The organism is Chryseobacterium sp. T20, from assembly GCF_047345655.1.
In the GTDB taxonomy this organism is placed as follows: domain Bacteria; phylum Bacteroidota; class Bacteroidia; order Flavobacteriales; family Weeksellaceae; genus Chryseobacterium.
Genome location: NZ_JBLFDU010000019.1, coordinates 41555 through 66449, shown reverse-complemented (window position 1 = coordinate 66449; position 24895 = coordinate 41555). Strand labels below are relative to the sequence as shown.

Here is a 24895-nt window from a genome sequence, read left to right as displayed (position 1 = left end):
TTATGTAAATAAAAAACAGCAGGAATGTATTCCTGCTGTCCTTTTAAAATGCTAAGGTGAAGTTGTGCAACAGTCACAATTAGCATCCCTTTTCATCTCTGTGGAGATCCATGGAGTGTCGGTTTTACTTTTTAAAAAATAGTTCCACCATTCCAGAGATCTTCTGTTCATGTCCTTACTTTCTTTTGTATTCCATCCTAGATCATGTTCACGCTGTTGATAGAATAAGGCAACAGCAGGAAGGTTGTTGCGCTTCAGCCCCATAAAGAATTCCATGGCCTGTTCAGGTGGTACAATATCGTCTTTTACACCGTTCCAGATAAGAATGGGTGCTTTTACATTCTCCACATAATTTATTGGACTGTTTTTTAAATAAAGCTCTTTATCCTCGGAAAATGGTTTGTTCATTTCATACTGTCCGGTTTCAAACCTGGTATGATTAGGTTTCTGTTCATGATAATCATAGGAAAAATAACGTGATGTAATATCGCTATATCCCGCACCAGTAATAAAAGCGGCAAATCTGTCGGAGTGCGTTGCAATAAAATTGGTTTCATACCCGCCCAGGGAATGTCCGGTCAGTCCAATTTTATCTTTATCAATGGCTGTATTTGTCGATATCGCATCGAGTGCGCTATCTACACAATCCAATGCGGCAAGTCCAGTCCCCCTGCCATCAAATACGATGTCAGGTTCATATACAAAATAGCCATGTTCCAGAAGGGTTCGTCTGTTGACCCCGGTAGGTTCATTGGCTGGAAGGGAATAAAAATTGGCCAATGTACTTTTAATCTGATATATGTAAACCACCAATTGATATTTCTTGCCTGGATCATATCCTGCCGGATAGTAAAGAACTCCCTTTAAAGGCGTTCCAAGTGAATTTTTATATTGAACAATTTCCTGTTTAAGAGTGAGGGCAATTTTATCCTGAACCGTAAATATTTCTTTTTTGGTTGTGCTTCCAGCTTTTGCAGTGAAGATTCTTGGTGCCTTATTAAAGTTTTCTTCTATTGTTGCAAAATTCTTTAAATCTTCATCGTATTTGATTTCTTTGATACGATTTGGGGTTGAAGGTAAGATAATTTTAATTTTACCTTTATAAAACGAACTATAATCAGTGCTATTGGATATGGTATTTACTTTTTTTATCAGTATCGGCCGTTTCATATCAACCATATTCATTTTAAAGCCAAATACAGGATTTGTGGTTTTTCGCTCAGCATTTAAAATTTTAGCATCCTGTCCCGAGGCAATCCCAATCGGTGAAAGTGTCCGGCTTTTAATGTCAAAAGCCCAAATGTCATTGGAACTTTCAAAAAGAATGGTTCTAAAATCTGTGGTAAAGGTCGGATTCTGCAATGCCTGTTTATCAACAATCAAATTCCCTCCGGTCTGTACGTCATAGAGGTTCCATTTTTGATCTTTTGGGTTTAGTGCAATAATATACCTTCCGTCAGATGAATGAACAATGTCTTTTGTGACCTGGTGAAAAATTTCCGTAAAAGTTCCTTTGGAGATATCGTATAGATTCAGGTTTAAAAATGGATGCAATGTTAAGTTCTTAAATTCCTCCAATGGATTAAAAGCCAAAACATACCTTTCGCTGTCAATGTTACTGTAAATTGCATAAGTATCCGGTAGATGATATTTGCTGTTCGTAACTTTGTTCCATAAATAAAAACTATACTGCATCGATCCTGCCTGTTTTGCACCTAGATTATTGTCTTTTCCGTACCATATATCCAAAAAGTTCTCCTTCAATGCTTTGCGTCTACTGGCGAACGTGATAAAATATGCTTTACCATTTTTAACCTGAGAGATTTCAACGAAGTCAGCTTTTTGAGGCTCGATATCTGATAGCATTTTTGCCTTTCCATCTTTCGTATCAATAAATACAAGTTGTAATTTCTGGGTCTTTGGATCAGAAAGTGATAGTATTAAATCTTTGCCGGAAGGGAGTAGGATCATTTGTTTAATCTCCTGATGGGTTGAATATAATTCCAATTTTTTGTCGCCTTCTAAACGCGCCACTTTATTTGAGGAACCTTCTTTGAAATATAGAAACAGTAAAGTTTTTTTATCTGTTGCAAACGTTTGGGTATCTGGCACTGATTGCAATAGATTATTTTCAGAACCATACAGTTTTAATAGTCCGCTTTTATCAATAATAAAGTACTGGTTTAGTTCAAAAAGGATATCTGTAAGTCTTACATTTTCATATTTGACAGTTTTCTTCTCATAAAGATCGCTAAACTGAGCTATACCATTTCCATAGGAGAGCAAACTACTGTTTTTCAGAAAAATATAATTTGGCATTTTAAGTAGGTTTATCAGCTTGTGATCTTGTCTGTGTGCGTCCAATACCACCGCGGAATCGCTGTTGTCCGAATATATTTTTCTCACAGCCACAAAGTTTGTATCGGGCGAATAAGTGAGGTTATTTAGTGTATGGAATTTCGATATCCATTGCTGTAAGGTATCGTCAGTAATCCCCGTTTGGCAATTTCCAGTGATATGCAGAATGAATAATAGAAAAGTTAATATTTTTTTCATGTTCAATATCCGGTATTTTGCGGGTTCAGGTTAGGATTAAGCAATAATTCCTTCTGTGGCAAAGGCCAAAGGCTATGGTAGCTTTTCCAATTTGTTTTAGTAGGTAAGAGGTCATTCAGTCTGTTCATTCGTTTAAGGTCGAGGAATCGATGTCCCATTTCGGTAAAAAATTCTTTTCTGTCTTCCAAAAGGATTTCATTCAGTAAGGCCTGTTTTGAAATTGGCATCACGACTGCAGGTAACGTTGCGCGTTGACGTGTTGCGTTCAGGTAAGGAAGTGCTTCGGCTGATTTATCCTGCTGGGCGAGTGCTTCAGCCAAAAGGAGATATATTTCCTCTAATCTGAAAATCACGGAGTATTCCGTGGTATTATTTGTAAGGATCTTATATTTTGCAGGCCTGTACCACGTATTTTGCCCTACAGTAACAGTTGCCATCCACTGATTTTTACGCTGGTCACCAGCAGAGAAAATGTTGACCAGATTTTGGGATAGGGCATAATTTGAAGGAGCTGCGCCCGTAAAATAGTAAGCAGTTACTTCCTGGGTTGCATCGCCATTGTTTTTTGGCTTTAATTGCCACAGTATATGTGATCCGGTTTTTGTGAAAACCTTGCTGAGATCATTTTCAGGCTGATAAAGCGAACTCTGGGTTATCGTTCGCAGTTTGGTTTCGGCATCATTCCATCGGGATTGGAGCATGTAAATTTTTGCAAGCATGAGTTCAGCAACCTTACGGTTGGGGATGATCCTTTCCGTGCTTCGATAAGTATCCGTGAGGGATGAAATGCTGCTATTGAGATCATTTTCCAATCGTGTCAGCACTTCTGATGATGGGATTTTTGGCAGGGACTGATTAACCTGATAATCTGTAGAGGTAGGATAGGGGATATCGCCAAAAATCTGTTGCAGATAGAAAAAAAGGATTGATCTGACCAGAAGTGCCTCTCCTTTGATCCGCTGCTTTTCACTGACAGGAATTGTTGTCGATTTTTCGGTTCCCTCCAATAGGGCGTTTGAGACATACACCAATCTATATGCTGAGGACCAATAGGTACTTATTGCAGCATTGCTGTCAATCTGCTGGTTCTGGAAAATGTCGTAAAGACCAGTTGTGGAATTTGTTCCATAGTAGGTAAGATCATCTGTATAACTTCCCAGTAGTCTACCTGTTTGGTTTCCGGCCAGCGGAGAACTGTTCCATAATCCGGCGTATAGTTCAGCAAGTGCGGCATTGGCCGTCTGTACCGTTTCAAAAACCGATTCAGTAGGTATCTGGTTCTCAGGTACATCTACCTCCAGCATTTTTTCACAGGATAAAGTAACCTTTAGAAGTAGAAGTGCCAGTATAATGTATATTGATATGTGTGTTTTCATTTTGATATATTTTAAAGATTTAATTTTAAGCCAAAAGCGAATGTGCGTAATGGCGGGAGGTAGCCAATGGTTGTGAATTCAGGATCAATGCCGAAATACTTTGTCCACGTAATAAGATTTTGGCCCTGAAAGTATAGTCTAATACTTCTGAAGGATGTGTTTTTTAATGGGATATTATATGCCAGTTCCACATTTTTAAGCCTGATGAAGGAGGCATCTGACACCGATGCCGTACTATTCTGAAATATTGAATGATTAGGCGACGCATTGGCCTTGTACGGCTGATAAAAGCCACTTGGATTTTCCGGCGACCAGACATCCAGCGCTTCTACAGGAAGATTGTTCATGATGCCCGGAGAAGGGATTATATAATTATAGTTTCTGCTTTTCTGTTTTACAAACTGAAATAAGAACGAGAAATCCCAGTTTTCATAATGTAAGCTGCTGCTCAGACCGCCAAAGAAATTTACTCCGATGTTCTCAATTACTTTGGCGTCGTCCGCAGAAGAGATTTTACCGTCCCCATTATAGTCTGTGAAAATATAGGTTCCGGTTTTAGGGTCAATTCCTTCAAGATTAAATAATTTAACAATGGAGGTTGGCTGCCCAATAACATAGGTGTTACTGTATGTTGAGCCTTCCAGTCCCGGAAAAGAAATAAGTTTATTTTTGGGAAAAGTTATGTTGAATGAAGTTTCCCATTGGAATTTTCCTTTGGAAAACGGTCTGGCATTCAATTCCAATTCCCATCCGGTATTCTGAACGGTGGCGTCAAGGTTCGCAAGTACGGAGGAAAAGCCTGTCATTGCAGGGAGCTGGTAGCCGACCAGCTGATTGGATGAGCGGTTGCGGTACCATGCGGCATTTATATTTACTTTATTCCTAAATAAACCGAGCTCGATTGCAGCTTCAACTTTTTTGGTTTTTTCCCAGCTGAAATCCGGATTGAACAGACGGGAAGGGGAAAGACCCGTGACCCCGTCGTAAATGGATGAAGAAACCGTATAGGTATCCAGATACCCATAATCCCCAATATTGTCACTACCTGTTGTCCCAAAACTTCCACGTAATTTTCCAGAACTGAGCCAGTTTGAATTTTTCAGAAAATTCTCTTCCGAAAATAGCCATGCTGCACCAACCGCTCCAAAATTCGCAAATTTCTTATTCGGTCCAAAACGGCTTGAACCGTCACGTCTACCCGTGATGTTGAGGATATATTTTTTGTCAAATTGATAGTTTAACCTTCCAAAAAATGCGGCATATCTGTATTGTGTGTTATATTGATCTTCGATCGTTTTTGTCTTTGCTGCCGATATGTTAAGGATCAGTGCATTACTTTCAAAGCCTGTACCGCTCATTGACCCATAGGAGTTATTTTCATTCTGGAATGTACCTCCTATCAAAACCTCAAAGGCATGTTTTGCATGTCTGAATTTATAGTTGACCTGTGGCTCCAATATGTAAGAAAGCCTATTCTGATTGTTTTTAGAAGCCTTTGAATAGGCACTGGACTGCCCGGTTACATAGGCAGGATTGTAGATGGTATTCGGGCTTATATTCCATTCCTCGAAAGCCTGATAGTTGACCCCTCCGCCCAGTTTTAGAGTGATATTTTTAAACAGGTCATAAGCGATGTTAAGATTGGTCATGTACTGGATGTTCTGGTTGGAGTATGTAGCGTTGTAAGCTGCAACAGGATTGCTCCAGGTATTATTCTCCCAGTTCAATGTTCCATCATCCTTATAGAGAGCCGGAGCATTCGGGGACAGTGAAAATGCACTTCGGGTAATGTCGGAATTGATAACATTGTTTTTTTGCACGCTGAACATGTTGGAAACGTCGAGATTCAGTTTTTTGTCCTTCGAACGATGTGCAATATTGGTTGTGATGCTGTTTGTGGTATATTTAAAATCATTACCAAAAACGGTGGACTGTTCATTATGTCCCAAGGTCAATAGAAAGGATGTTGTCTCACTTCCACCTGTTAATTGTAGCTGGGTATTGGATGCTGTTGCTGTGTTTCCGATTAAGCTTTTCGACCAGTCAGTATACCTGTCTGCTTTCCATGTACCATTAACATCATAAGCATTTGCTGGATATGTACTGATTCCACTATTGACAAACGCCTGTCTTCGCATACTTAGATATTGCTCAGTGTTCATCATTTTGAGTCTTGACATAACATTGCTGAGTGCATATGATGAATTTAATGACGCGCTAAGTCTGCCGGATTTACCCTTTTTCGTTGTGACAAGTATGACCCCATTTGCACCACGGGAGCCGTAGATTGCGGTTGCATCCGCATCTTTTAGGACTTCAATACTTTCAATATCAGCTGGATTGATACTATTTAAAGGGCTTATGCTTGACATCGGCAATATAGCGGATGTAAATCCGAAAGTTTTCACTTCATTACCTATTGGAACGCCATCGACAATATAAAGCGGGTTGTTTCCGTCACTTCTTAACGAGTTTTTACCTCTTATCTGTACCTGAAAGCCGCTGCCCGGAACACCACTGCTTTGTACAATGTTGACACCTGCCATACGTCCCTGTGCAGCTGCCAGAACATTTGAAATGGGTTGGTTTTCAATTTCTTTAGCACCTACTTTTGCGATACTTCCCGTTTGTTCTTTTTTGGTTACTTTGTAGTATCCGGCGTTCAGGATGACCTCATCTATAACTTTTGTATTGTACACCGTGCTTGCGGTATCGGATTTTGCAAATGTGGGAGAAGAATTTTCAATTATAGCCCCTGTGGATCTAATCTTTTTCGGCCTGATGATAACGCTATTATTGTCGATAATAGTCTCCACAGGGACGTCTTTTAAAATTTTATTGAGACAGTCTAATACCGGTTCGTTTTTACATTTGGTGGGCTGAACAGTGTAACCCTTAAGATCATCACTTGAGTAAATATTATCTTTTACATTTTCGGAGAGGAATTTTTCGACTGCTTGTGAAGCAGTTGTTTTTCCGGTTTCAAAATTTACCCTCTTTGCTGAGAGTTTTTCCTGAGCATAGAGCCCTTGGCAGGTTATTGATAGTATTAGGATCAATAGTACTGCGCTGCAAACTTTTTTCATTATTTTTGCATAGTATTTAAAAATTAATAATGGATCGAACAGTTATTGGTTGAATACGCGGCCGACGGGTGCAACCGTCGGTCTTTTTAATTTTATTCATCCAGGTCAGTTTGTTTTAGGAGTAGGGGATCAGTGCAGAAGTATGGACTAACCAAAGTCTATTCTTCCAATTGAAATGTTTTATCATTTATTTTTTTTGTATTTAGGTTTAGTTTTAGGGAGATCAGTCTAATCATATCCGCTGCAGTGGCTTTTTCTTTTGTAGCACTAAGTTTTGAATTTGAAGCGGTAGAAGGGTACTGAATTTCTACGGCGTAGGTATCTTCTAAAATTTTTATGGCATCCATAAGCTTTAAATCCGTAAACGAGATTGTCGCTGTATTGTTCTTTAGCGTTGTATCAGCAGTTTTGGTGGCAACAATGGTTGCAACATCCTTTGAGCCGAAGTTGGAAAATGTCTGTTTGGGTTTAATTATAAAGGTTTCTGTCGGTTTTTCCGCTTTTATAACCTGAACTTTGCCCTCGTAAAGATCTACGTTAAACCGTTGATTGTCCTGTGTGATTTTAAAAATTGTACCCAAAACTTTGGTTTGGTAAGATCCTGCGTGAACGATGAAGGGATGTATTTTTGATTTGGTCACATTAAAAACTGCGTCACCTTCAAGAATTACTTCTCTTGTATCAGCTGGAAAAGACTTTTCAACGGTTAATTTTGCGCCTTTGGACAGCGTTACGCTGGAACCATCTTTTAGGGTTAATGTCAAGACATTCTGAGTAGCCTGATAGACATCTGGAAGGTACAGAGAGCGGTATGAAATTACGCTACCGATTAACACGAGTACGGCAGCAATCATCAGGGAAGTATATCGAATAGTTTTTATCTTTCTTTTTTTCGCCTGGTGAGCTTCTATTCTGGCGTAAAGTTTTTGATGAAACTCTCTTTTTTCCTGCTCTGTCGGAGTTTCCAGCTCGGCATCTGCTTTATTTCCGAGCTTATCCCATAATTCTTTTGCTTCATCGAAGGAAAGCTGATCGGGCTGTTTTCTCTTGTCCATAATAAAAGGGCTTTATTATGTATACCTGAAAGTAGCTGCAATAGCCCCCCCCTAAAAATTGGACTTTAACTAAAATTAAGAAGTTTTAACGCAATTTAACTATGATTTTGGTGTTCACGCAAGAAGAGCATAGCCTTTGAGATCTGTTTTTTTACCGCTTTGGAGGATAGATTGAGGTTATTGGCAATTTTTTCCTGTGTCAAGCCCTCAAATTTATTCATGGTGAATATTTTTTTTCGTGTCGCAGGTAGCAGTTCAATATTTATCCTTAAAAGTTCAAGCTCTTTTTCTTCTTCAAGAATTGCCTGTAATCGGTCAGATGAATCATCGGATAAATGAATGTCAGCGACTTCAATTGTGTAAGGAATTTTTTTCTGCTGTACGGAGAAATTTGAAATTTCCTGAATGCAGGTTTTTATAATGACGCTTTCCGCATTCTGTTCTGTTAAAGATTTTCGATAATTCCATAAATGGAAAAAAATATTCTGTAATATATCCAAGACATCATCACGATCCTTCACTTTTCGGGATACCATCGCGAACATACGGCTCCAATATGTCTCATAAATTTTCTGAAACATAACATCGTAACTATTCTTATTGCGTGAGAATAATGGCATTTTTGGTTATTTAGGATAATTCGCAGTACACAAATTTAAGTATATTTTATTAAAATTGTTTATTTTAGCAATATATTTGTACGTTTATGGTATAAAAATTAAAGGATGTTATGCTAAATAGTAGTATATACCGATTATAATTTAATTTTGAACTTTATATCATATTTTAGTGATAATAATTTTCGTTTGTAAAAATATTTATATATTAGCACCCTAATTTTATCGGAAAAAAAAGCGTAAGCTGTCAAATTTGGATGAGAGAAACTGCGAACTTCTAAAAAAACCAAAAATATTGACAGACTTACGCCTGTGTCTCAAAATATGGGCATGGGCTAGGTCGTCTATTTTGGTTTTGGGTTCTTCGCAGTACCTTCTCTAGCAATAGCACCTTGTTCCATGCCTTTTGTATTTACCCAAGAATACTTGAGTGCAAAGCCGTAATAATTTAGATTATGATACGACAGGTTTTGACGTTTTGACAGTTTAGTTTCGCTTTTAAATCATTGATAATAAATAGCTGGCCTGAGAATTTAATTCAAATTTCCGTGAAAATACGGAAGCCAGACTATTAAAAATAAAATATATTGCGAAGCCAAAATTAACCTTGAAAAACACACCTGTGAGATGAGACAAATATTATTATTTAGCTTGTTTTTATGCTATCATTACATATATGGACAGATTCCAAATCTGCCGCAAAGACCAGGTGTTTCCAATCTTTACAGTGTACCTGAAAGTCTGAATAATCAACCCAGCCATAGACCAAACTCTCCAAATATTAATGCGACTTCAAATTATTATAAAAAGGTTACACCCCGAGATGATCAGGATGAGATCAATAAAGAGGTAGATCGTCAAATGGCAATGATCAGGGAAGAATCGTATGTGAAAAATTATATGCTTACTTCTTTATCCGATAGAAAAGGAACGGATTTCTATTACAGGGCTTTTGATAACTTAATGAAGTTCGACCCTGAAAGCTACTCCATTACAGACGCTGTTTTTCTGGTTGAAAATGCATACAACAACAATGACCGTAATTTTCAGTCAGCATATCAAACGCAGATTCAGAAAGCTACTAACATGATCAGGCAACAGATGAAAAGGAGTGCAATAGATGATTCTGATAATGTGGCCAAGAATCTTGCAATATTCAAATACTTTGCGCAGGATACAAAGCAGAATGGAAAAGTTATCCATAAGGCAATCAAATATGACTTTGAAGACTATATGGGTGCCAAGGATTACAGTAAGATGTTTGTTTCCAAATTGATGAAAACAAATACTGGGCAGTGTCATTCCATGCCACTTTTGTATTTGATGTTAGCAGAACAGATTGGTGCAGAGGCCTTTCTTGTTGTGTCACCCAATCATTCTTATATACGCTTTAAAGATGGGGACGGCGAAGTTCTTAGTGTTGAGCTTACCAATGGAATGTTTTCTGCAAACTCTTTTGTGTTGAATTCCGGATATATTAAAGCTGAAGCTCTAAAGAACAAGCTTTATATGCAGAACCTATCAAAGAGAGAAGTCCTCTCACAGACTTATGTTGACCTTGCCAGTGGATATATCCATAAGTTTGGCTATGATGAGTTTGTTGCAAAAGTTTTAGGAAAAGCACTGGAGCTCAATCCAAATAATATAAATGCGACATTATGGAAAAGCAACACCGATCAGATGCGTTTTATGCAGGCCTGTAACCGCGTTAATATTGACCCTGAAAATAAGGAACAGTTGCAAAAGATCAGGAATTATCCTCTGCTGGAAAACCAATTTCTGGAAATAAAGACTGGATTTGATTACATAGACCAGTCAGGTTTTGCCCAAATGCCTGCGGAACAATATGAACAATGGCTGGGTTCTCTAAAAACGACGGAGAATAAGCAAAAGAGTGAGGAGATTGCAGAACGTTTGAGGATATTGAATGCACAAAAACAAAGGGAAGCTGCAAAAAATATAAAACCTATCGTCCCTAAGAAGGAAAGTCCAAAAGTATATGCAATTCCAAAGGAATTTTTATAACCAGATAATTCAAAATACAACTACAATAATGAGAAAGATTTTATTTTTTGTTTTACTGTTTTTTATTGGCTTTAGCCAGGGACAGGTAAAACAAAACAAAAAGATAAGCAACAAAAAGGAATGGGTAAATCCTGTCAGACTGACAAAGGAAGAACGTTCTCGTCCCTACATGGATGAGGTTTTAAAGACCAGGGATAGCTTAAGCCCTACGGAAGCTGAGAGGAGGCGAAAAAACATTGAGGCGGGAAACCCATTCAAAAAGTACGGGTACTATCCGAAAGTAGCCACGTTAAGCAAAGGAAAGTATCTGGAATTCCACGATCAGGATAGCATAGTCACAATCGGATCGGTAAGGTTTAATGTGAAAAAAGGTGAAATCGTTAATTTTATTGAAGTAGACCTTGATGATCCGGACGCACAACCGATCGGAGATACACACGGCAGGTGGATCAGTCCAGATCCTTTAAGTGAGGAATTTCCAAGTTGGAGTCCCTATAGCATGTCGTTCAATAACCCTGTAAGATTTAAAGATCCCACAGGTTTAGCACCAGAAGACGCTACCGAATGTTGTTGGTGGTTTCGTCTAATGCCATTATTTGAAGAATCTTCAATAAAACCAAACTTAATTGAAACAGTTACGAAGACTGGTGAAGTCGGAACCAAGCAAAGTGAAGCCGTAACAAAAGCTCAGCAAGAACATTTCAATTTTGGTAGATATGTTGAAGAAAAACAGCTTGCCGAAATGGGAAAAGAGAAAAATACCAAAACCTATGAATACACCGATCCTAAGACTGGAAAGACAGGAAAAACTATTCCAGACGCAATGACAGAAGAAGGAGGAACAGTGGAAATAAAGCACGTTGCCAAACAATCTTTTACCAAACAGCTTAGGGGTCAGCAGGAAATTTCAAAAGCAAGTGGGCAGGAAGCAATTTTGAAAATTAATGAATCTGCAAAATTAAGCGAACCCCTTAAAAATTCCGGCATTAATATTCAACGATATACGCCTCCGGCAAAGCCTAAAATTGATAACCTTAGAGTTACACCTGCTCCGGCCCCAAAACTAATTCCTGTGCCAAAACCTAAAGATCCTTGTGCTGGTGTACCAGGTTGCACATAATTCCAATTTTATTATATTTAAAGATGACAAATGTTCAAATATTGCTTAGCGCTATTAAGGAGCAAGCAGAAAAATTTTTATCAGAAAGCGGAGAATTTGCCCCTTATGCTACCTATGTCAGAGCAAATGGTGACCTAGCTTATATCTCTGCTTATTCGGAATCAACTGATTCAAAAGAAATGTATGATATTTTGTTGGCTGGAGCATATGATGATTTAAAAGATGGGGATGTTCGGGTTTATGCTATTGCTCAGGACGGAAGATATCAAGGTAAGGATGTATTGGTTGTGGATTTAATACTTTCACCTGAAAGCAGATTTCAGCAAATATATCCCTATACTATCGATGGTAAAAAAGTGAAATTTGGGGAAATGATCTAAATTCAGATTTATGACGGACAATCCATATTTAAAATTTAAAAATGATGACCTGAAGGAATCTAAAGCTTTAGCCGAAGCATTAAATATTTCTGAAAGCGATTTTTTAAAAATTCAAGATTGGTTTGACCAATTACTTCTGTATCATCAAGAATTAACTAATGATAGGGAAGACCAATTGAAAGCAGAAAAGGATTTGGAGATTAACTTCCAGGAACTGATCTCATCAGAAATTGAAAAGAATAGCTATAAGTACATCCTGCCAAAACTGTTGCATTATAATAATGAATTTCATGGAGCTTTTTTAAGGTCTTTATACGTCGCCAGATTGGGAGCTTTGCTCGGAAATATTATCCCAAGTTTTGTGAAGGACAAGATGATTACTTATTCACCGGAAGATTATTTTCATATTACGGTTTATCTTAAGCATAACTATTTTGTTTCACCGAATAGCAACTTTTTGGAAGACATTATAAAAATTGAACAATCCCGAAGTATTTTCAGAAAAGCTACTGTGGAAGTTAAGCTATCAACTTCGAAAAATATATTGGATATTCTAAATCAGAAAACTTTTCACCATGATGTAATCTGTTTTAAAAAGATTTTAAAATTAGTAACAGCAAACGACACTGGATTAATGGATTATCTGAAAAATTATAAAGTGGAAAATAACCAATGCTGTTATAAAATTATTAGTGACGTTCTGAATTTTGCAATATCAGCAGATCTATGGAAAGACTTTGAAATTAAAGTTCAGCTAATTCATTTCTTTGATACATCGAGAGGTGCCAAAACTACATCGAGTTGGTTAACAAAGTTAGATGAACTAAGCATGAGAATCGGTAGTTCCAAACTTTTACAACTTGCTAAGACAGTTTTGAAAAATGAAAATTGTATAAATCATAAGTTTGAATATGGGGTACAATGGAGCGATGATACTGCAAAAAGATTTTTGAAATCTGCGCAATGGATAAAAGATAGTTTAAAATAAATAATTCTCAAAAATTGATATTGTTAGGTTTTCAAAATAACATTGACAATACCACTATTATTAATGGCTAAAAGAGTAAAAACAGAGATTGGAGATATATTCTCAGTGACATTGGACAATGGAAATAAAAAATATTTTCAATACGTTGCTAATGACCTTAACCAATTAAACAGCGATGTCATTAGATCATTTAAAAGAGAATATCCAGCTGATGAAATTCCTGTTTTTTCCGAACTGTTAGCGGGTGATATTGACTTTCATGCGCATACTATGATCAACATCGGAGTAAAACAAGATTTATTTAAACAGGGAGGAAAAAGCATTGTTTATCCAGCTTTAAAAGATGTATTATTCCGCGACACAAATGATTATGGTAAAAAAGTTGGAGAAGAACCAATAAAAGTTTCCGTTAATTGGTTTGTATGGAAAATTAATGATGAGAGTTTCACAAAAGTAGGTAAACTGGAAGGCGAAAATCGAAACGCGGAAATAGGAGTTGTCATACCCCCTTTCGCAATAGTTGATAGAATAAAGACTGGCCATTATAATTTTATTTATCCGGGTTTTGAATAAAAAACGGTGTAATATGAATAAAGTTACGAGTGCTCTTATAATTCTTACAATTCTTACCCTGTAATAAGAAAAGTGATAAACCAAATGTTGATTCATCTAAAGTTGTAGATTATAATGTTATTGTAACGGCAAAATCTGATAATGAGGTTGCTATCAAAGAATTATATGCTAAAGCAGTGAATGATCTGTATAAAAATGGGATTGTGAAAGATTCCAAGCACAAATTGGAATTTTACTTTTATTTGAATCTAGTGGACTAAAAATTAAAATGCAGATAGTCATGAAATTAGTTGAAATTATTAAAGCGCTCAGAAGAAATACAATTAATGATTTACTCGGTGAAGAATTCAGCGATATAGATTATGAGAAAATAATCCTATATGGAGAGTTCTCGGTGGGAGTTGATACAATATACAGGTTCTTCAAGTCAAAAAGGGGAATGGGAAATATAGTTAAAGATGGTGAAATGACCTACGAACGCCTTTGTTCACTTAAAGATTTAGGCTTTTTGATAGATTATTACCTTTCTCAGTATGATCGAAAGCCAGATGACATACTTGCAATAGATATCATCGATCATTTAGATGATCCAAATTTTTAAATCTGCTCTTTTTTGGGTATCAAAATTATGAAACACTTTTATATCTTTTTATTTTTCTTGGTTGCCGGTTTTGTCAAGTCACAGGAAAATCGATTTTATAATGAAGCATATCTGACTATTGATAATATGCTGAACGATAAACAGAAATATAGTTTTAAGACTGCTGTACTGAGTGTAGAAAATGCATATTATCAGGGAAAGCTAGATACGGTTGAAGTTGACAGAAAAATTAAATTTATGGGCAACTTTTGTAAGACAATCGTTCGCAATCGTGATCTTACCTATAATGAAAGAGATAAGGAGACCGTTAGTAAATATGCAGCAATCTTTTCAGTTATCTGTGAGGAGACACCTATTTTAATCAACCAAGATACTGTTCGTTATAAACCATTCTCTTATGATTTTCAAGACGTTTTCGGGCACAAAGATCTGACAAGTCTTTTTGTTTCAAAACTGGTTACTACGCAGAAAGGAAACTGTAATTCGTTACCTTACTTATATAAAATTCTTGCAGAGGAATTAGGTGTTGAAGCGAATCTTGCATTGGCTCCGAACCATATTTATATTAAACACAATATAAAATCCATCGGTTGGTATAATACAGAGTTAACAAGTGGCATCTTTCCACAGGATGCCTGGTTGATGGCTTCGGGATTTATCCATTTAAATGCTATTGAAAATGGAGTTTATATGAAAGCACTTGACAATCGCGAGAGCCTTGGGTTATGTCTTGTTGATCTGGCAAATGCCTATAAGCGTTCTTTTCCGGATAATGACGGAACCTTTGCAATCAAGTGTGCTGAAAGGGCTCTGCAGATCAGTCCTAATTTAGTAACAGCGTTAATTTTACGGGCTGAAACCCACAAAGAACAATATCAGAAAGTGGAACGTTCTGATCCGAAATCAAAAGAGCTTCTGGCCTCATTAAATAAAGAATACAATCATATCCATAAGATAGGGTATAGAAATATGCCGGAAGGGATGTATTTGGAGTGGCTCGTTTCTTTGAAAACGGAAAGAAAAAAATACGAGGATATTAGGTTGAAAAATTAAATTTTTGTGTGATTGATGGTTTGTGAAAAAGTTAGCTAAAACATTGTTTTTAGCTAACTTTGTTTTTAAGTTCACGAACTTCCTGCATCAACTTTATGAGCATCGATTTTATGTCCTCATTTGCAAAATCAATTATTTCCAGTTCTTTACTGGAGAAACTGCCAGCATATTGCCAGGCTTCCCAAAGATCACTAAATGGAATATCATAACTATCATAAAATGTATTGTCCGCTCCGACGGTGATAGAATTATCATTTATCTTTTCAATACGTTTGAAAGTAAATCCTGATCTAGTTATTAGTACATGGGTTTTACCAATTTTAATATCCTTAATGTTTTCTATGTATTTTCCTACAACGTATGTTCCATCCTTATAAGGTGGCATCGAATCACCTTCTACGGGAAATGCCCTGTATTTTCCGTTATGGAGAAAGGGTAGGGACATTGTTTGTAAATTCTCTATATATTCAGGATCGGCATAGCCTGATAAGTATCCCATTGATGCTTTATAAGGTATTATTTCTATTTTGTTCTCCCCAACTGAATCCGTTTTTATAGGAAGCAAGATCCTATTATCAGGGAGATTTAACATCTCCTGCAGTTTATATTTTCTTAAATCGACAGTGAGCAATAAATCTGTGCTGATATGGTAATATCTGGAAATCGCCAATAAAACATCTAACGGGGGTGAAGCCTTTGCTGTCTCATATTTTGCATAAGATACCCTTGTCAAAACCAGTCTATCCGCGATCTGCTGTTGCGAAATTTCAGGAATTTGCTGTAGTCTTAAATACCTTATGTTATCCGCTAAAATTGAGAGTGTTGACATTTTGTGAATATTTTTCACAACAAATGTACTGTAATTTGTGAATAATCTTATCAACTTTGCTAAATAATTTAGTAAAAAATGGAACGGTCGATTGTACATTTGGATCTGGATACGTTTTTCGTGTCCTGTGAGAGATTGGTTAATTCCGGTTTAAACGGAATTCCACTGATCATTGGTGGTGGGGACAGGGGTGTAGTTTCTTCATGTAGCTATGAGGCTCGAACTTTTGGTGTAAGATCAGCAATGCCCATGAAAATGGCGCTCCGCCTTTGCCCACAGGCGAAGGTTGTCAAAGGGGATATGGAACTATATTCCAGAATGTCCCATACGGTTACCGAGGTTATAGAGGAAAGTGCGCCTGTGATGGAAAAAGCTTCCATCGATGAATTCTACCTCGATCTGACAGGGATGGATAAATTTTTTGGGGCTTACAAGTGGACAAATGAGCTTGGAGCAAAGATCGAAAAGGAAACAGGTTTACCGATAAGTTATGCGTTATCGACTAACAAAACTGTGAGCAAAATAGGAACTGGCGAATCAAAGCCTCACGGACACCGTGAAATACCATCTTTAGGTGTACAGTCTTTCCTAAATCCGCTCTCAATAAAAAAAATGCCGATGGTGGGCAATGCCACTTTTCAATTGTTTTCGAGGGTCGGAATTAGAACCATAGGCACACTTTCGGAAATGCCTGTGGAAATCCTGCAGCAGATGATTGGCAAAAATGGTACAGACTTATGGAAGAAAGCAAACGGTATTGATGAAACTCCTGTCATTCCATATTCTGAGAGGAAATCCATTTCCAAAGAAAGGACATTTAGCAGCGATACAATGGATACCTATGAGGTAAAAGGTCTGATATCAGGAATGGCGGAGCAGCTTGCCCATCAGCTCAGGCAAGAGAAATGGCTGACCTCAACCGTGGTGATCAAGATCAGATACTCAAACTTTGACACCGAATCCAAGCAATGCAGGGTGAGTTATACATCCTCTGACCACACCTTAGCGAGAGTTGCACTGGAACTATTTGATAAGATTTACACAAGACGTATGCGGCTCCGTTTGGTTGGTTTGCGATTTACGGACCTTGTTCACGGGAGTTATCAGATGAATCTTTTTGAAGATAATGCGGAGCTTATCAGCTTATACCAGGCGATGGATAATATCAAGAACCGTTTTGGTAAAGATGCGGTTGGACGGGCTGTTGGGTTCAATTTTTCACGTTAGCATGTACAAGTATGTTTTTAAATTGTCACTCATATCATAGTCTTCGTTATGGCACGTTATCCATAGACGACCTTATTTCTCAGGCTTTAGCACTGGGGGTAAAGGAACTTGTTCTTACAGATATAAATACGGTGACCGGAGTTTATGAATTTAAAAAGAAATGCGAAGAAAATAATATCCGCCCGATTGTTGGTGTTGAGGTGCGCAACGGAAGTGAATTATACTATATAGCCATTGCAAAAGAGTTTAGTGGGCTTGCAGAAGTAAACAAAATGCTGACTTCGTACAATTGCGATAAGATTGAGTTACCATTGCAACCGGAATTAGCCTACAACTTTATCCTATATCCACTGAGTAATATTCCGGACAACCTCCAAGAAAATGAATATATAGGAATCTACGAGGATAAACTCAATCTTTTGATAAGACCGGAATATAACAAACTGTTATATAAAATGGTTATTCTTTGTCCCATTACTTTCAGCACAAAAAAAGAATATAACCTACATCGGATTTTACGCGCCATTGATAACAATACCTTGCTTTCCAAGCTTGCAGAAAAAGAAGTGTGCAGGAAATCAGAATATTTTCGTTCTGTGGATTCAATACGTAGAATTTACAGTCACTATCCCGAAATTATTGAGAATACGCAAAAAGTACTTTCAAAATGCAGCTTTGAATTTGCGTTTTCCACACCCAGAAATAGAAAACATTATACAGGTACAAAGGCCGATGACCTTAAACTTCTGACCCGTTTAGCTTATGCAGGATTGGAAAGACGGTACGGTAGAAATCACGAGGGAGCAACTAAGCGAATCGAAAAGGAACTAAAGGTAATTGATGAACTAAACTTTAGTGGGTACTTTCTTATCACTTGGGATATCATCCGATATAGCAACAGTATGGGCTTTATGCATGTTGGGCGTGGGAGCGGAGCGAACTCTATTGTTGCGTACTGCTTGGGAATTACCGATATATGCCCGATAGAGCTGGATCTGTATTTTGAACGATTTCTGAATCTTAACCGGAAAAGTCCGCCTGACTTTGACATTGACTGGAGCTGGCAGGAGCGTGATATCATCCTTGATTATATTTTTAACCGTTATGGTAAGGAGTACGTTGCTTTTTGCGGAACCAATGTCGAATTCAAATACCGTTCGATCATCCGTGAAGTTGGTAAAGCATTTGGGCTTCCAAAAGAAGAGCTTGACGAACTGAGTAAAAATCCCGAAAGAGTTTTTCGGGATGATATTGTGAAGCAGGTACAGAAGTATGGTAAGCTGCTGGAGAAATTCCCAAACCAGCGGAGTATGCATTCCTGCGGGATTATTATTTCCGAGGAACCACTCACAAACTTTACGGCTCTTGAAATGCCCCCAAAGGGCTTTCCTATCGTACAGTGGGATATGCATGTTGCCGAGGAGATCGGATTTGAAAAATTTGACATTTTATCGCAAAGGGGGCTAGGTACTATCAACGATACAGTCAGGCTTTTAGAGGAAAAGAGGGGAATTAAGGTAAATATTAAGGATACCACTATTTCCAAAGATGAAGTAAAATGTAATGAATATCTAAGCCATGGGCGGACAATAGGTTGTTTCTATATCGAATCGCCTGCTATGCGTGGATTGCTCAGAAGGTTAAAGTGTGATAACTATAAAGTATTGGTAGCCGCCTCTTCCATTATTCGTCCTGGTGTTGCCCAATCGGGAATGATGCACGAGTATATTTTTAGACATAACAATCCTGACAAGTTTGAGTATTTCCATCCTGTCTTTGAGAAGCAGCTAGGAGATACTTACGGCATCATGGTATACCAGGAAGACGTGATCAAGATTGCGCTTCATTATGGCGGGGTGTCTGCTGCCGATGGCGATATACTGAGAAGAGCTATGAGCGGAAAAGGTAGGTCTTTAAGTGCACTTCAAAAAGTTAAGGACGATTTTTTTGCATCTTGCAGAAAACAAGGGCATCCAGAGGAACTGAGCCGGGAAATTTATAGACAGATAGAATCTTTTGCAGGGTATTCATTCTGTAAGGCTCACTCAGCTTCTTATGCAGTAGAGAGTTATCAATCGCTGTACCTGAAAGTTTATTATCCATTGGAGTTTATGGTTTCGGCGATAAATAATATGGGCGGTTTCTATAGGACAGAGGTCTATGTACACGAGGCAAGGATGTCAGGGGGTGTTATATTGAATCCATGTGTCAATAAAAGCGAGTACGAAACAACGATTTATGGAGAGGAAATATATCTGGGACTGATGCTGCTTGAAAAAGTTGAATCGAAACTTGCTCAGCTGATACCAAAGGAAAGAAAGGCAAATGGGGAGTATAGGTCAATGGAAGATTTTATCAAGAGAGTTCCAATTGGTATTGAGACTTTGCAGACGTTGATCTTTATTGGAGCATTCCGTTTTTCAGGTGTTCCAAAGAATGAACTATTGCTCAAAGCGCGCATTCTACTGGGGGATTTTAAACCAGAGAAAAGATTTCAGACTCTTTTTGAAGAACCGATCAAGGAATACAAATTTCCGGAGTTAAAAAGAAATGTGTTTGAGGATGCTTTCGATGAAATCGAGATTTTAAGTTTTCCGGTATCCTGTACACCTTTCGATCTACTTCAGACGAAGTACAGGGGAACTGTTATGGCCAAAGATCTTACAGAACATCACAAAAAGCAGGTGAAGATGCTTGCCTACTTGATTTCAAGGAAACATGTTCCTACAAAAAAGGGAACAATGTACTTTGGTACCTGGATAGATGTTCAGGGAAACTATTTTGATACAGCTCATTTTGCTGACTGCCTTGAAAAATATCCATTTCAGGGTGGGGGATGCTATCTTCTATTGGGGATTGTTAAAGTTGATTTCCATTTTCCGACAATTACGATCACCAAAATGGCCAAGATGCCATTTATACCTGACCCCCGGTATTCCCATGATGAAGAGAAGAAATATGAAGCGCAACAGCGGATTCGGGAAGATGTAAGTATGACTTTCAGGGCCCCTTATCCGCAGGAGCATGAAATAGGACTTCCCCGAAAACGTTTTTAGATTCTTTTGAAGAAATTTTAAACAAATTGTTCCGGGGATCGGTTATTTAGAAAAACAGATAGGAAATGGAAAATCACAAAATTGTAGAAGTCTTAAATGATTTAATAGAGATCAACAACGATAGAGCTGAAGGCTTTGAAAAAGCTATCAGGGATATTAATGCCGAAAACATAGATCTTAAAGCTGCCTTTGAAAAATTCGCCTCACAAAGCCGAAGCAATATTACAGAGCTTGCCGGACTTGTGGGAAGCAAGGGTGAAGTTCCAGAAGACGGGAATACGGTCCTTGGAACATTACATCGCGCTTGGATCGATATAAAGGCAACTTTTGGCGGTAGTGACCGTCACAGTATTCTGGAAGAATGTGAACGTGGGGAAGATGCGATTAAAAAGGCATACAAAGACGCACTGCAGGAAAATGAGCTCGGAGAAGATGTCCGTGAAGTTTTATTAAAACAACAGGATGGTATCCAAGCGAGCCATGATGCGGTCAAAGCTCTCAGAGATTTGAGCAAATAAAAATAAGGATTAGATTGTATAGAAAATGGTTGAAAAGCTGTGTTGATTTATTAACACAGCTTTTTTTTTTTAGGAGATTATACAGAAAATAATTGTATGTATTAGAGATTCAGGCCCAAATGATGATGTAAGCGGATTAAAAGGACTTTTTAGGGATATGTAAGTACTATCTGCATTATATTTCTTACTTTTATTATTTAGAATAATTCTTAATAACTTAATTTAAGGAAGTGATATGCCCAAAGTAACCCCAGAACTTTTTGAAGTTCTACACGATAGCAGAGCTGAAAATACATTGGCTAGGCTGTATAAAGAAGCTCTCAAGCAGGGCTGGTCTATGGTTTTTCATTTCATGCCCAAAGCATTTAAGTTCTTTGGCAGGGGTATAGACTGGAAGACGGAAAATGAAAGCTTTTATGAGGATAAATATATACCGATATTACCGTATCAAGGTACCTTTATCTATATGCAGGCGAGGGCACTAAATGCGCAAAATATCCTGGAATTTGGAACATCTTTTGGAATTTCTACGATTTATCTTGCAAAAGCCGCGAAGGACAACGGAGGTAGAGTTATTTCAACGGAGTACTTACCCCATAAGGTTAAAATTGCCCGGCAAAACCTCATTGAAGCAGGTGTCCATGAGCATGTAGAGATTTTGGAAGGGGATGCGATGCAGACTTTAAAGGATCTGTATGTGGAATGGGATTTTGTTCTTCTTGATGGATGGCCGGACATGGTATATGCGGTATTCAAGCTGATCGAGCCGAAATTGAAAAAGGGCGCCGTGATCCTTGTGGATGATGTTCAGGGATTTCAACCTTCCATGAAAGACTATTTTGAGTATGTACGTAATCCTGCAAATGGATATCTTTCTACAACCGTATATCCAAAAAAAGCGATGGAATTTACGATTAAGCTTTAAATTTCGTATATTGGTTAAGAGTTAACTAACCATCTTAATAGTATATTGTAGACTAGTCGTGAGATTAGTCTATTTTTTTCACTTTGTCTGTCAGTCCGAGACATAATGAGACTGGATGCAAGGCACTCTATCTTTCAGGAAATGGTTTGTGGAAAAGGAAGATGTTAGCATGACCTTTCGGGTATCTTAAACGTAGGAGATTGAGGTTGGTCTTCCCGGAAAAAGGATGTTAAGGTATTGATAAAGAAAAATGATTTTAATGCCATTACGGAAACCCGTAGGCTGATCTAAAATTAATGCTTAAATTTGCACCTGAAAATTGAGAACCTTCGCTCAGGTCGTTCAATGGTCAATAATTATTTGTCAACATACAAAATATAGTATATTTCAAATACACGTATGAGGCCACTTATGGTTTTAATACGTTTCATGGTTATTAGTTTTTAAACGCATCTTTTAAAGGTGCGTTTTTTTATGGAGCTAATCACATAAAAAACTCCCATTTCTTGGGAGTTTTTAAGATTATGACCTAGCTAATATTTGAAGATGCCCGATGACACATTACTTTCGCGTTGTCTGTTTTTTTTCAATATTCTTTTCAATGACACTGGGGTCCATATAATCTAAATGGATACTATGCCTAAGATAATAGCTCCATCGCCAAAAACACAATGGATTAATCTTGTACAATCTGTAAAGCCTCTGGTTTTCTTTGGCTGGAGATGTCTCTTTAATCCAATATTCAAAACCAAAAGTTGAGAATCCGGGGCTTTTAAAACCAAAATCTGTGGTTATCCTGTATGAGCCATCAAGATTGGAGTATCTGAAATACCCCTCATCTAACCAGCGATGAATATCCTTTCCAATAAAAGGCACATTGGGAAGTAGGATCATAATGCCTAGCACTATAATAATTGTTTTCCTCATCATTCTAATTGTTTTCCTCTTCATAGCTTTTAGTTCAGTTGCGGGCGATTTGCATTATCTGAGTTTTAGAAGTCCATTGAGCTCATTTATTGCATGATATTACTTTTACTGGTTTTTATTAGAAAAAGTCAGAAGTCCTGCCATTTATTCGATGGTTTAAAGGGAACTCTGTTCGGCTTTATTTTTTCCCAGTCGCGGTATTCAAAATTTTTGCTTACGGTTAAATAATAACGCCAACGCCAAAAACAAAACGGGTTAATTCTATACAACCTAAAAATTTCCATATTGGCCATTTGCGGTCTCGTAGCCTCGATGAATCCAAATGTTACCCACTTGCTCATCCAAGGGTGAAAAACCTCCATGTACTCTATACCGGTAAAAGAAGCGTTTGCATTAGCATACCGAAAATGGTCACCGTCAATGGCCTTCAGTATCTCCGTACCTATAACCGGTGTATTGGGTATCACCAGAACAGATAGTACAATTCCTATAGTAAATTTTCTTTTCATATCCTTTATTGACAATTCGTGCTAGTTGGAGGATCAATCCGACCTAATGTGACATTTGGATTGCCCGCCTGTTTTAAATTTGCTAAATATGTGTATACGCCATCTGGTGTTAAAAATCCATTATTGTTTAACTGTCCATTACTTGGTAGGAGTAAATTAAAAACATCGGTAGCATAATGTGTACAGTTGTTATCATTGAGGTCATAGGGGACTTTTGATAGGGCAATAGACTGGCTTATGATTGCGTCGAATTGCGCCTTGGTGACAGACAAACTATATCTTGCATCACTTTTTCGCTTATAATCACTCGATTCTTCCCCCATTGCACTGGTAACTGGCAGCATGGTAGCCGCCGATGGACCAGATTGCGGGTAGAATCCATAAGAAAGCCTTTGAAGCTGAGTACCGTTTGATTTTTCAATTGTTAGAAAAGCGTGACCAGGTTTATCAGAATTAAGGTCTATTCTATGTGCATTTAAAGTCACCTTGTATTTTGTATTAGCATCATTTACCACATTGTTGAAACATTTCAATCGCTCCTGAATGTCAATAGTGGTTATAGGTGCAGCTACCACGAAAGATGTACTTGAAGTGCCTCCACTACCACCTCCATGATTACCACCGCCGCCTCCGCCGCCACCTCCGGTTGCTGTACCGCTGCACGTTGTATATAGATAAGTCCAATATTCGGTACCATCATCGTAGTACTGTACCAGATACCACTCGCTGCATACAACAGGTATATTTTTACTGGTGTCAGGTTTGCTGTTTTCTTTGTTTACGTTGGTATCGGCAACCTTAGTCTTCAATTGAAGGTTTACCATTTTCAGCCCACTTGAGTCAAGTGATTGGCTGTACAACAAGGTATCATTAAGATCATATACCATATAATATACTTTCCCAAGCTCGTCACCTCGATACACTTGTTTTTTAACGAAATTAGAAATAGCCTGTTCGGAAAATTCCGCCACGGTTCTTGTATCTGCGAAAAGGCTCACCTTATTGGCGCTGGCTACTTTATTTCCTTCAATGGTAAAAATCAGGTTTTGCTGCATGGAATATCCCCAACCTAGGATTGTGCCGTCCTGCACGGGAACCACGAGCATGGTACTTTTATTTCCGTTTATGAGCTGTGCTTTTTTCCAATCTAAGGGAAAAGGTTTCCCGTTATCCTCGTACCATTTTTTTGCTATCGAGGTTTGATCGTTCTGAGGATAATTTTCCATATCCCTTTCGCATGACTGTAGCAGCATAATTGCAAATACTGCACAAATTAGTTTTCTGAAAATTTTTGTTAACATGTTATCTGGTTTAAAGGTTAGTGTCGCTGTATTTCTTTGTCCAATGAATTATCGAAACTAAATTAAGCCTATAAAAACTTAAAACTTTTGACAAAAGGCAAAAAATCGATACAGATAGTAACGGGATCTTTATTAATTAGCAAGCTTTGAAAAAGCTATATCGCAGGAATATC

The 24895-nt window shown here is 37.8% G+C and carries 19 protein-coding genes; 11 read left to right on the top strand and 8 right to left on the bottom strand.

All coding sequences use genetic code 11. From position 1 onward, the window contains the following. Positions 1-51: 51 nt before the first annotated feature. From ACMA47_RS24535 to ACMA47_RS24515, 5 genes are all read right to left on the bottom strand, one after another. The gene (locus ACMA47_RS24535) at positions 52-2556 is read right to left on the bottom strand and encodes an alpha/beta hydrolase family protein (RefSeq protein ID WP_413931907.1); all 2505 of its coding nucleotides are present in this window, start codon (positions 2554-2556) and stop codon (positions 52-54) included. A 2-nt stretch (positions 2557-2558) separates the two neighbouring features. Continuing rightward, positions 2559-3932 (bottom strand): RagB/SusD family nutrient uptake outer membrane protein, encoded by a 1374-nt coding sequence (locus tag ACMA47_RS24530; RefSeq protein ID WP_413931906.1) that lies wholly within the window; start codon positions 3930-3932, stop codon positions 2559-2561. An 11-nt stretch (positions 3933-3943) separates the two neighbouring features. Continuing rightward, a complete protein-coding gene (locus tag ACMA47_RS24525) occupies positions 3944-7018 on the bottom strand; it encodes a SusC/RagA family TonB-linked outer membrane protein (RefSeq protein WP_413931905.1) in 3075 nt (1024 codons plus the stop codon). Between the two features lie 158 nt (positions 7019-7176). Next, positions 7177-8073 (bottom strand): FecR family protein, encoded by an 897-nt coding sequence (locus ACMA47_RS24520; protein WP_413931904.1) that lies wholly within the window; start codon positions 8071-8073, stop codon positions 7177-7179. Positions 8074-8168: 95 nt separating this feature from the next. Continuing rightward, positions 8169-8693, bottom strand: coding sequence for a sigma-70 family RNA polymerase sigma factor (locus ACMA47_RS24515; protein ID WP_413931903.1), 525 nt, complete (start codon positions 8691-8693; stop codon positions 8169-8171). A gap of 624 nt (positions 8694-9317) precedes the next feature. Between ACMA47_RS24515 and ACMA47_RS24510 the strand changes: the two genes are divergently transcribed. The 7 genes from ACMA47_RS24510 to ACMA47_RS24480 all read left to right on the top strand — a co-directional run bounded on the left by ACMA47_RS24510 (position 9318) and on the right by ACMA47_RS24480 (position 15430). Next, on the top strand, positions 9318-10715 hold the full coding sequence (locus ACMA47_RS24510) for a hypothetical protein (RefSeq protein WP_413931902.1): 1398 nt from the start codon (positions 9318-9320) through the stop codon (positions 10713-10715). A 28-nt stretch (positions 10716-10743) separates the two neighbouring features. Beyond that, complete coding sequence (locus tag ACMA47_RS24505) at positions 10744-11835, top strand: putative toxin (RefSeq protein WP_413931901.1); 1092 nt, start codon at positions 10744-10746, stop codon at positions 11833-11835. Between the two features lie 23 nt (positions 11836-11858). After that, a complete protein-coding gene (locus tag ACMA47_RS24500; protein ID WP_413931900.1) occupies positions 11859-12215 on the top strand; it encodes a hypothetical protein in 357 nt (118 codons plus the stop codon). 10 nt (positions 12216-12225) lie between these two features. Further along, entirely contained in the window at positions 12226-13203 is a 978-nt protein-coding gene (locus ACMA47_RS24495) for a hypothetical protein (protein ID WP_413931899.1), read from the top strand. A gap of 63 nt (positions 13204-13266) precedes the next feature. Further along, positions 13267-13776, top strand: a complete 510-nt coding sequence (locus tag ACMA47_RS24490) for a hypothetical protein (RefSeq protein WP_413931898.1) — start codon at positions 13267-13269, stop codon at positions 13774-13776. A 280-nt stretch (positions 13777-14056) separates the two neighbouring features. Further along, on the top strand, positions 14057-14377 hold the full coding sequence (locus ACMA47_RS24485; protein ID WP_413931897.1) for a hypothetical protein: 321 nt from the start codon (positions 14057-14059) through the stop codon (positions 14375-14377). Between the two features lie 27 nt (positions 14378-14404). Next, positions 14405-15430, top strand: a complete 1026-nt coding sequence (locus ACMA47_RS24480) for a tetratricopeptide repeat protein (protein WP_214588921.1) — start codon at positions 14405-14407, stop codon at positions 15428-15430. 49 nt (positions 15431-15479) lie between these two features. On the opposite strand, the gene ACMA47_RS24475 is transcribed toward ACMA47_RS24480, so the two are convergent. Then, the gene (locus tag ACMA47_RS24475) at positions 15480-16259 is read right to left on the bottom strand and encodes an XRE family transcriptional regulator (protein WP_413931896.1); all 780 of its coding nucleotides are present in this window, start codon (positions 16257-16259) and stop codon (positions 15480-15482) included. A gap of 78 nt (positions 16260-16337) precedes the next feature. Here ACMA47_RS24475 and dinB point away from each other — a divergent pair, with 78 nt between their 5' ends. The 4 genes from dinB (at position 16338) to ACMA47_RS24455 (ending at position 21985) form a co-directional block, all read left to right on the top strand. Then, the gene (gene dinB / locus ACMA47_RS24470; RefSeq protein WP_214588923.1) at positions 16338-17486 is read left to right on the top strand and encodes a DNA polymerase IV; all 1149 of its coding nucleotides are present in this window, start codon (positions 16338-16340) and stop codon (positions 17484-17486) included. An 11-nt stretch (positions 17487-17497) separates the two neighbouring features. Further along, the gene (locus tag ACMA47_RS24465) at positions 17498-20542 is read left to right on the top strand and encodes a DNA polymerase III subunit alpha (RefSeq protein WP_413931895.1); all 3045 of its coding nucleotides are present in this window, start codon (positions 17498-17500) and stop codon (positions 20540-20542) included. A gap of 65 nt (positions 20543-20607) precedes the next feature. Continuing rightward, positions 20608-21060, top strand: a complete 453-nt coding sequence (locus ACMA47_RS24460; protein WP_002981425.1) for a PA2169 family four-helix-bundle protein — start codon at positions 20608-20610, stop codon at positions 21058-21060. A gap of 235 nt (positions 21061-21295) precedes the next feature. Next, complete coding sequence (locus tag ACMA47_RS24455) at positions 21296-21985, top strand: O-methyltransferase (protein ID WP_413931894.1); 690 nt, start codon at positions 21296-21298, stop codon at positions 21983-21985. 561 nt (positions 21986-22546) lie between these two features. Here ACMA47_RS24455 and ACMA47_RS24450 read toward each other — a convergent pair. Beyond that, the gene (locus tag ACMA47_RS24450; protein ID WP_312992994.1) at positions 22547-22915 is read right to left on the bottom strand and encodes a hypothetical protein; all 369 of its coding nucleotides are present in this window, start codon (positions 22913-22915) and stop codon (positions 22547-22549) included. A 511-nt stretch (positions 22916-23426) separates the two neighbouring features. Continuing rightward, positions 23427-24722 carry a hypothetical protein gene (locus tag ACMA47_RS24445; protein ID WP_413931893.1) on the bottom strand — a complete coding sequence of 432 codons (1296 nt, stop codon included), beginning with the start codon at positions 24720-24722 and terminating at the stop codon, positions 23427-23429. Positions 24723-24895: the final 173 nt, after the last annotated feature.

Bases quoted from the DNA above. Each gene is read 5' to 3' on its own strand.
- ACMA47_RS24535 (WP_413931907.1), bottom strand. From the start codon at position 2,556: ATGAAAAAAATATTAACTTTTCTATTATTCATTCTGCATATCACTGGA.
- ACMA47_RS24530 (WP_413931906.1), bottom strand. From the start codon at position 3,932: ATGAAAACACACATATCAATATACATTATACTGGCACTTCTACTTCTA.
- ACMA47_RS24525 (WP_413931905.1), bottom strand. From the start codon at position 7,018: ATGAAAAAAGTTTGCAGCGCAGTACTATTGATCCTAATACTATCAATA.
- ACMA47_RS24520 (WP_413931904.1), bottom strand. From the start codon at position 8,073: ATGGACAAGAGAAAACAGCCCGATCAGCTTTCCTTCGATGAAGCAAAA.
- ACMA47_RS24515 (WP_413931903.1), bottom strand. From the start codon at position 8,693: ATGCCATTATTCTCACGCAATAAGAATAGTTACGATGTTATGTTTCAG.
- ACMA47_RS24510 (WP_413931902.1), top strand. From the start codon at position 9,318: ATGAGACAAATATTATTATTTAGCTTGTTTTTATGCTATCATTACATA.
- ACMA47_RS24505 (WP_413931901.1), top strand. From the start codon at position 10,744: ATGAGAAAGATTTTATTTTTTGTTTTACTGTTTTTTATTGGCTTTAGC.
- ACMA47_RS24500 (WP_413931900.1), top strand. From the start codon at position 11,859: ATGACAAATGTTCAAATATTGCTTAGCGCTATTAAGGAGCAAGCAGAA.
- ACMA47_RS24495 (WP_413931899.1), top strand. From the start codon at position 12,226: ATGACGGACAATCCATATTTAAAATTTAAAAATGATGACCTGAAGGAA.
- ACMA47_RS24490 (WP_413931898.1), top strand. From the start codon at position 13,267: ATGGCTAAAAGAGTAAAAACAGAGATTGGAGATATATTCTCAGTGACA.
- ACMA47_RS24485 (WP_413931897.1), top strand. From the start codon at position 14,057: ATGAAATTAGTTGAAATTATTAAAGCGCTCAGAAGAAATACAATTAAT.
- ACMA47_RS24480 (WP_214588921.1), top strand. From the start codon at position 14,405: ATGAAACACTTTTATATCTTTTTATTTTTCTTGGTTGCCGGTTTTGTC.
- ACMA47_RS24475 (WP_413931896.1), bottom strand. From the start codon at position 16,259: ATGTCAACACTCTCAATTTTAGCGGATAACATAAGGTATTTAAGACTA.
- dinB (WP_214588923.1), top strand. From the start codon at position 16,338: ATGGAACGGTCGATTGTACATTTGGATCTGGATACGTTTTTCGTGTCC.
- ACMA47_RS24465 (WP_413931895.1), top strand. From the start codon at position 17,498: ATGTTTTTAAATTGTCACTCATATCATAGTCTTCGTTATGGCACGTTA.
- ACMA47_RS24460 (WP_002981425.1), top strand. From the start codon at position 20,608: ATGGAAAATCACAAAATTGTAGAAGTCTTAAATGATTTAATAGAGATC.
- ACMA47_RS24455 (WP_413931894.1), top strand. From the start codon at position 21,296: ATGCCCAAAGTAACCCCAGAACTTTTTGAAGTTCTACACGATAGCAGA.
- ACMA47_RS24450 (WP_312992994.1), bottom strand. From the start codon at position 22,915: ATGATGAGGAAAACAATTATTATAGTGCTAGGCATTATGATCCTACTT.
- ACMA47_RS24445 (WP_413931893.1), bottom strand. From the start codon at position 24,722: ATGTTAACAAAAATTTTCAGAAAACTAATTTGTGCAGTATTTGCAATT.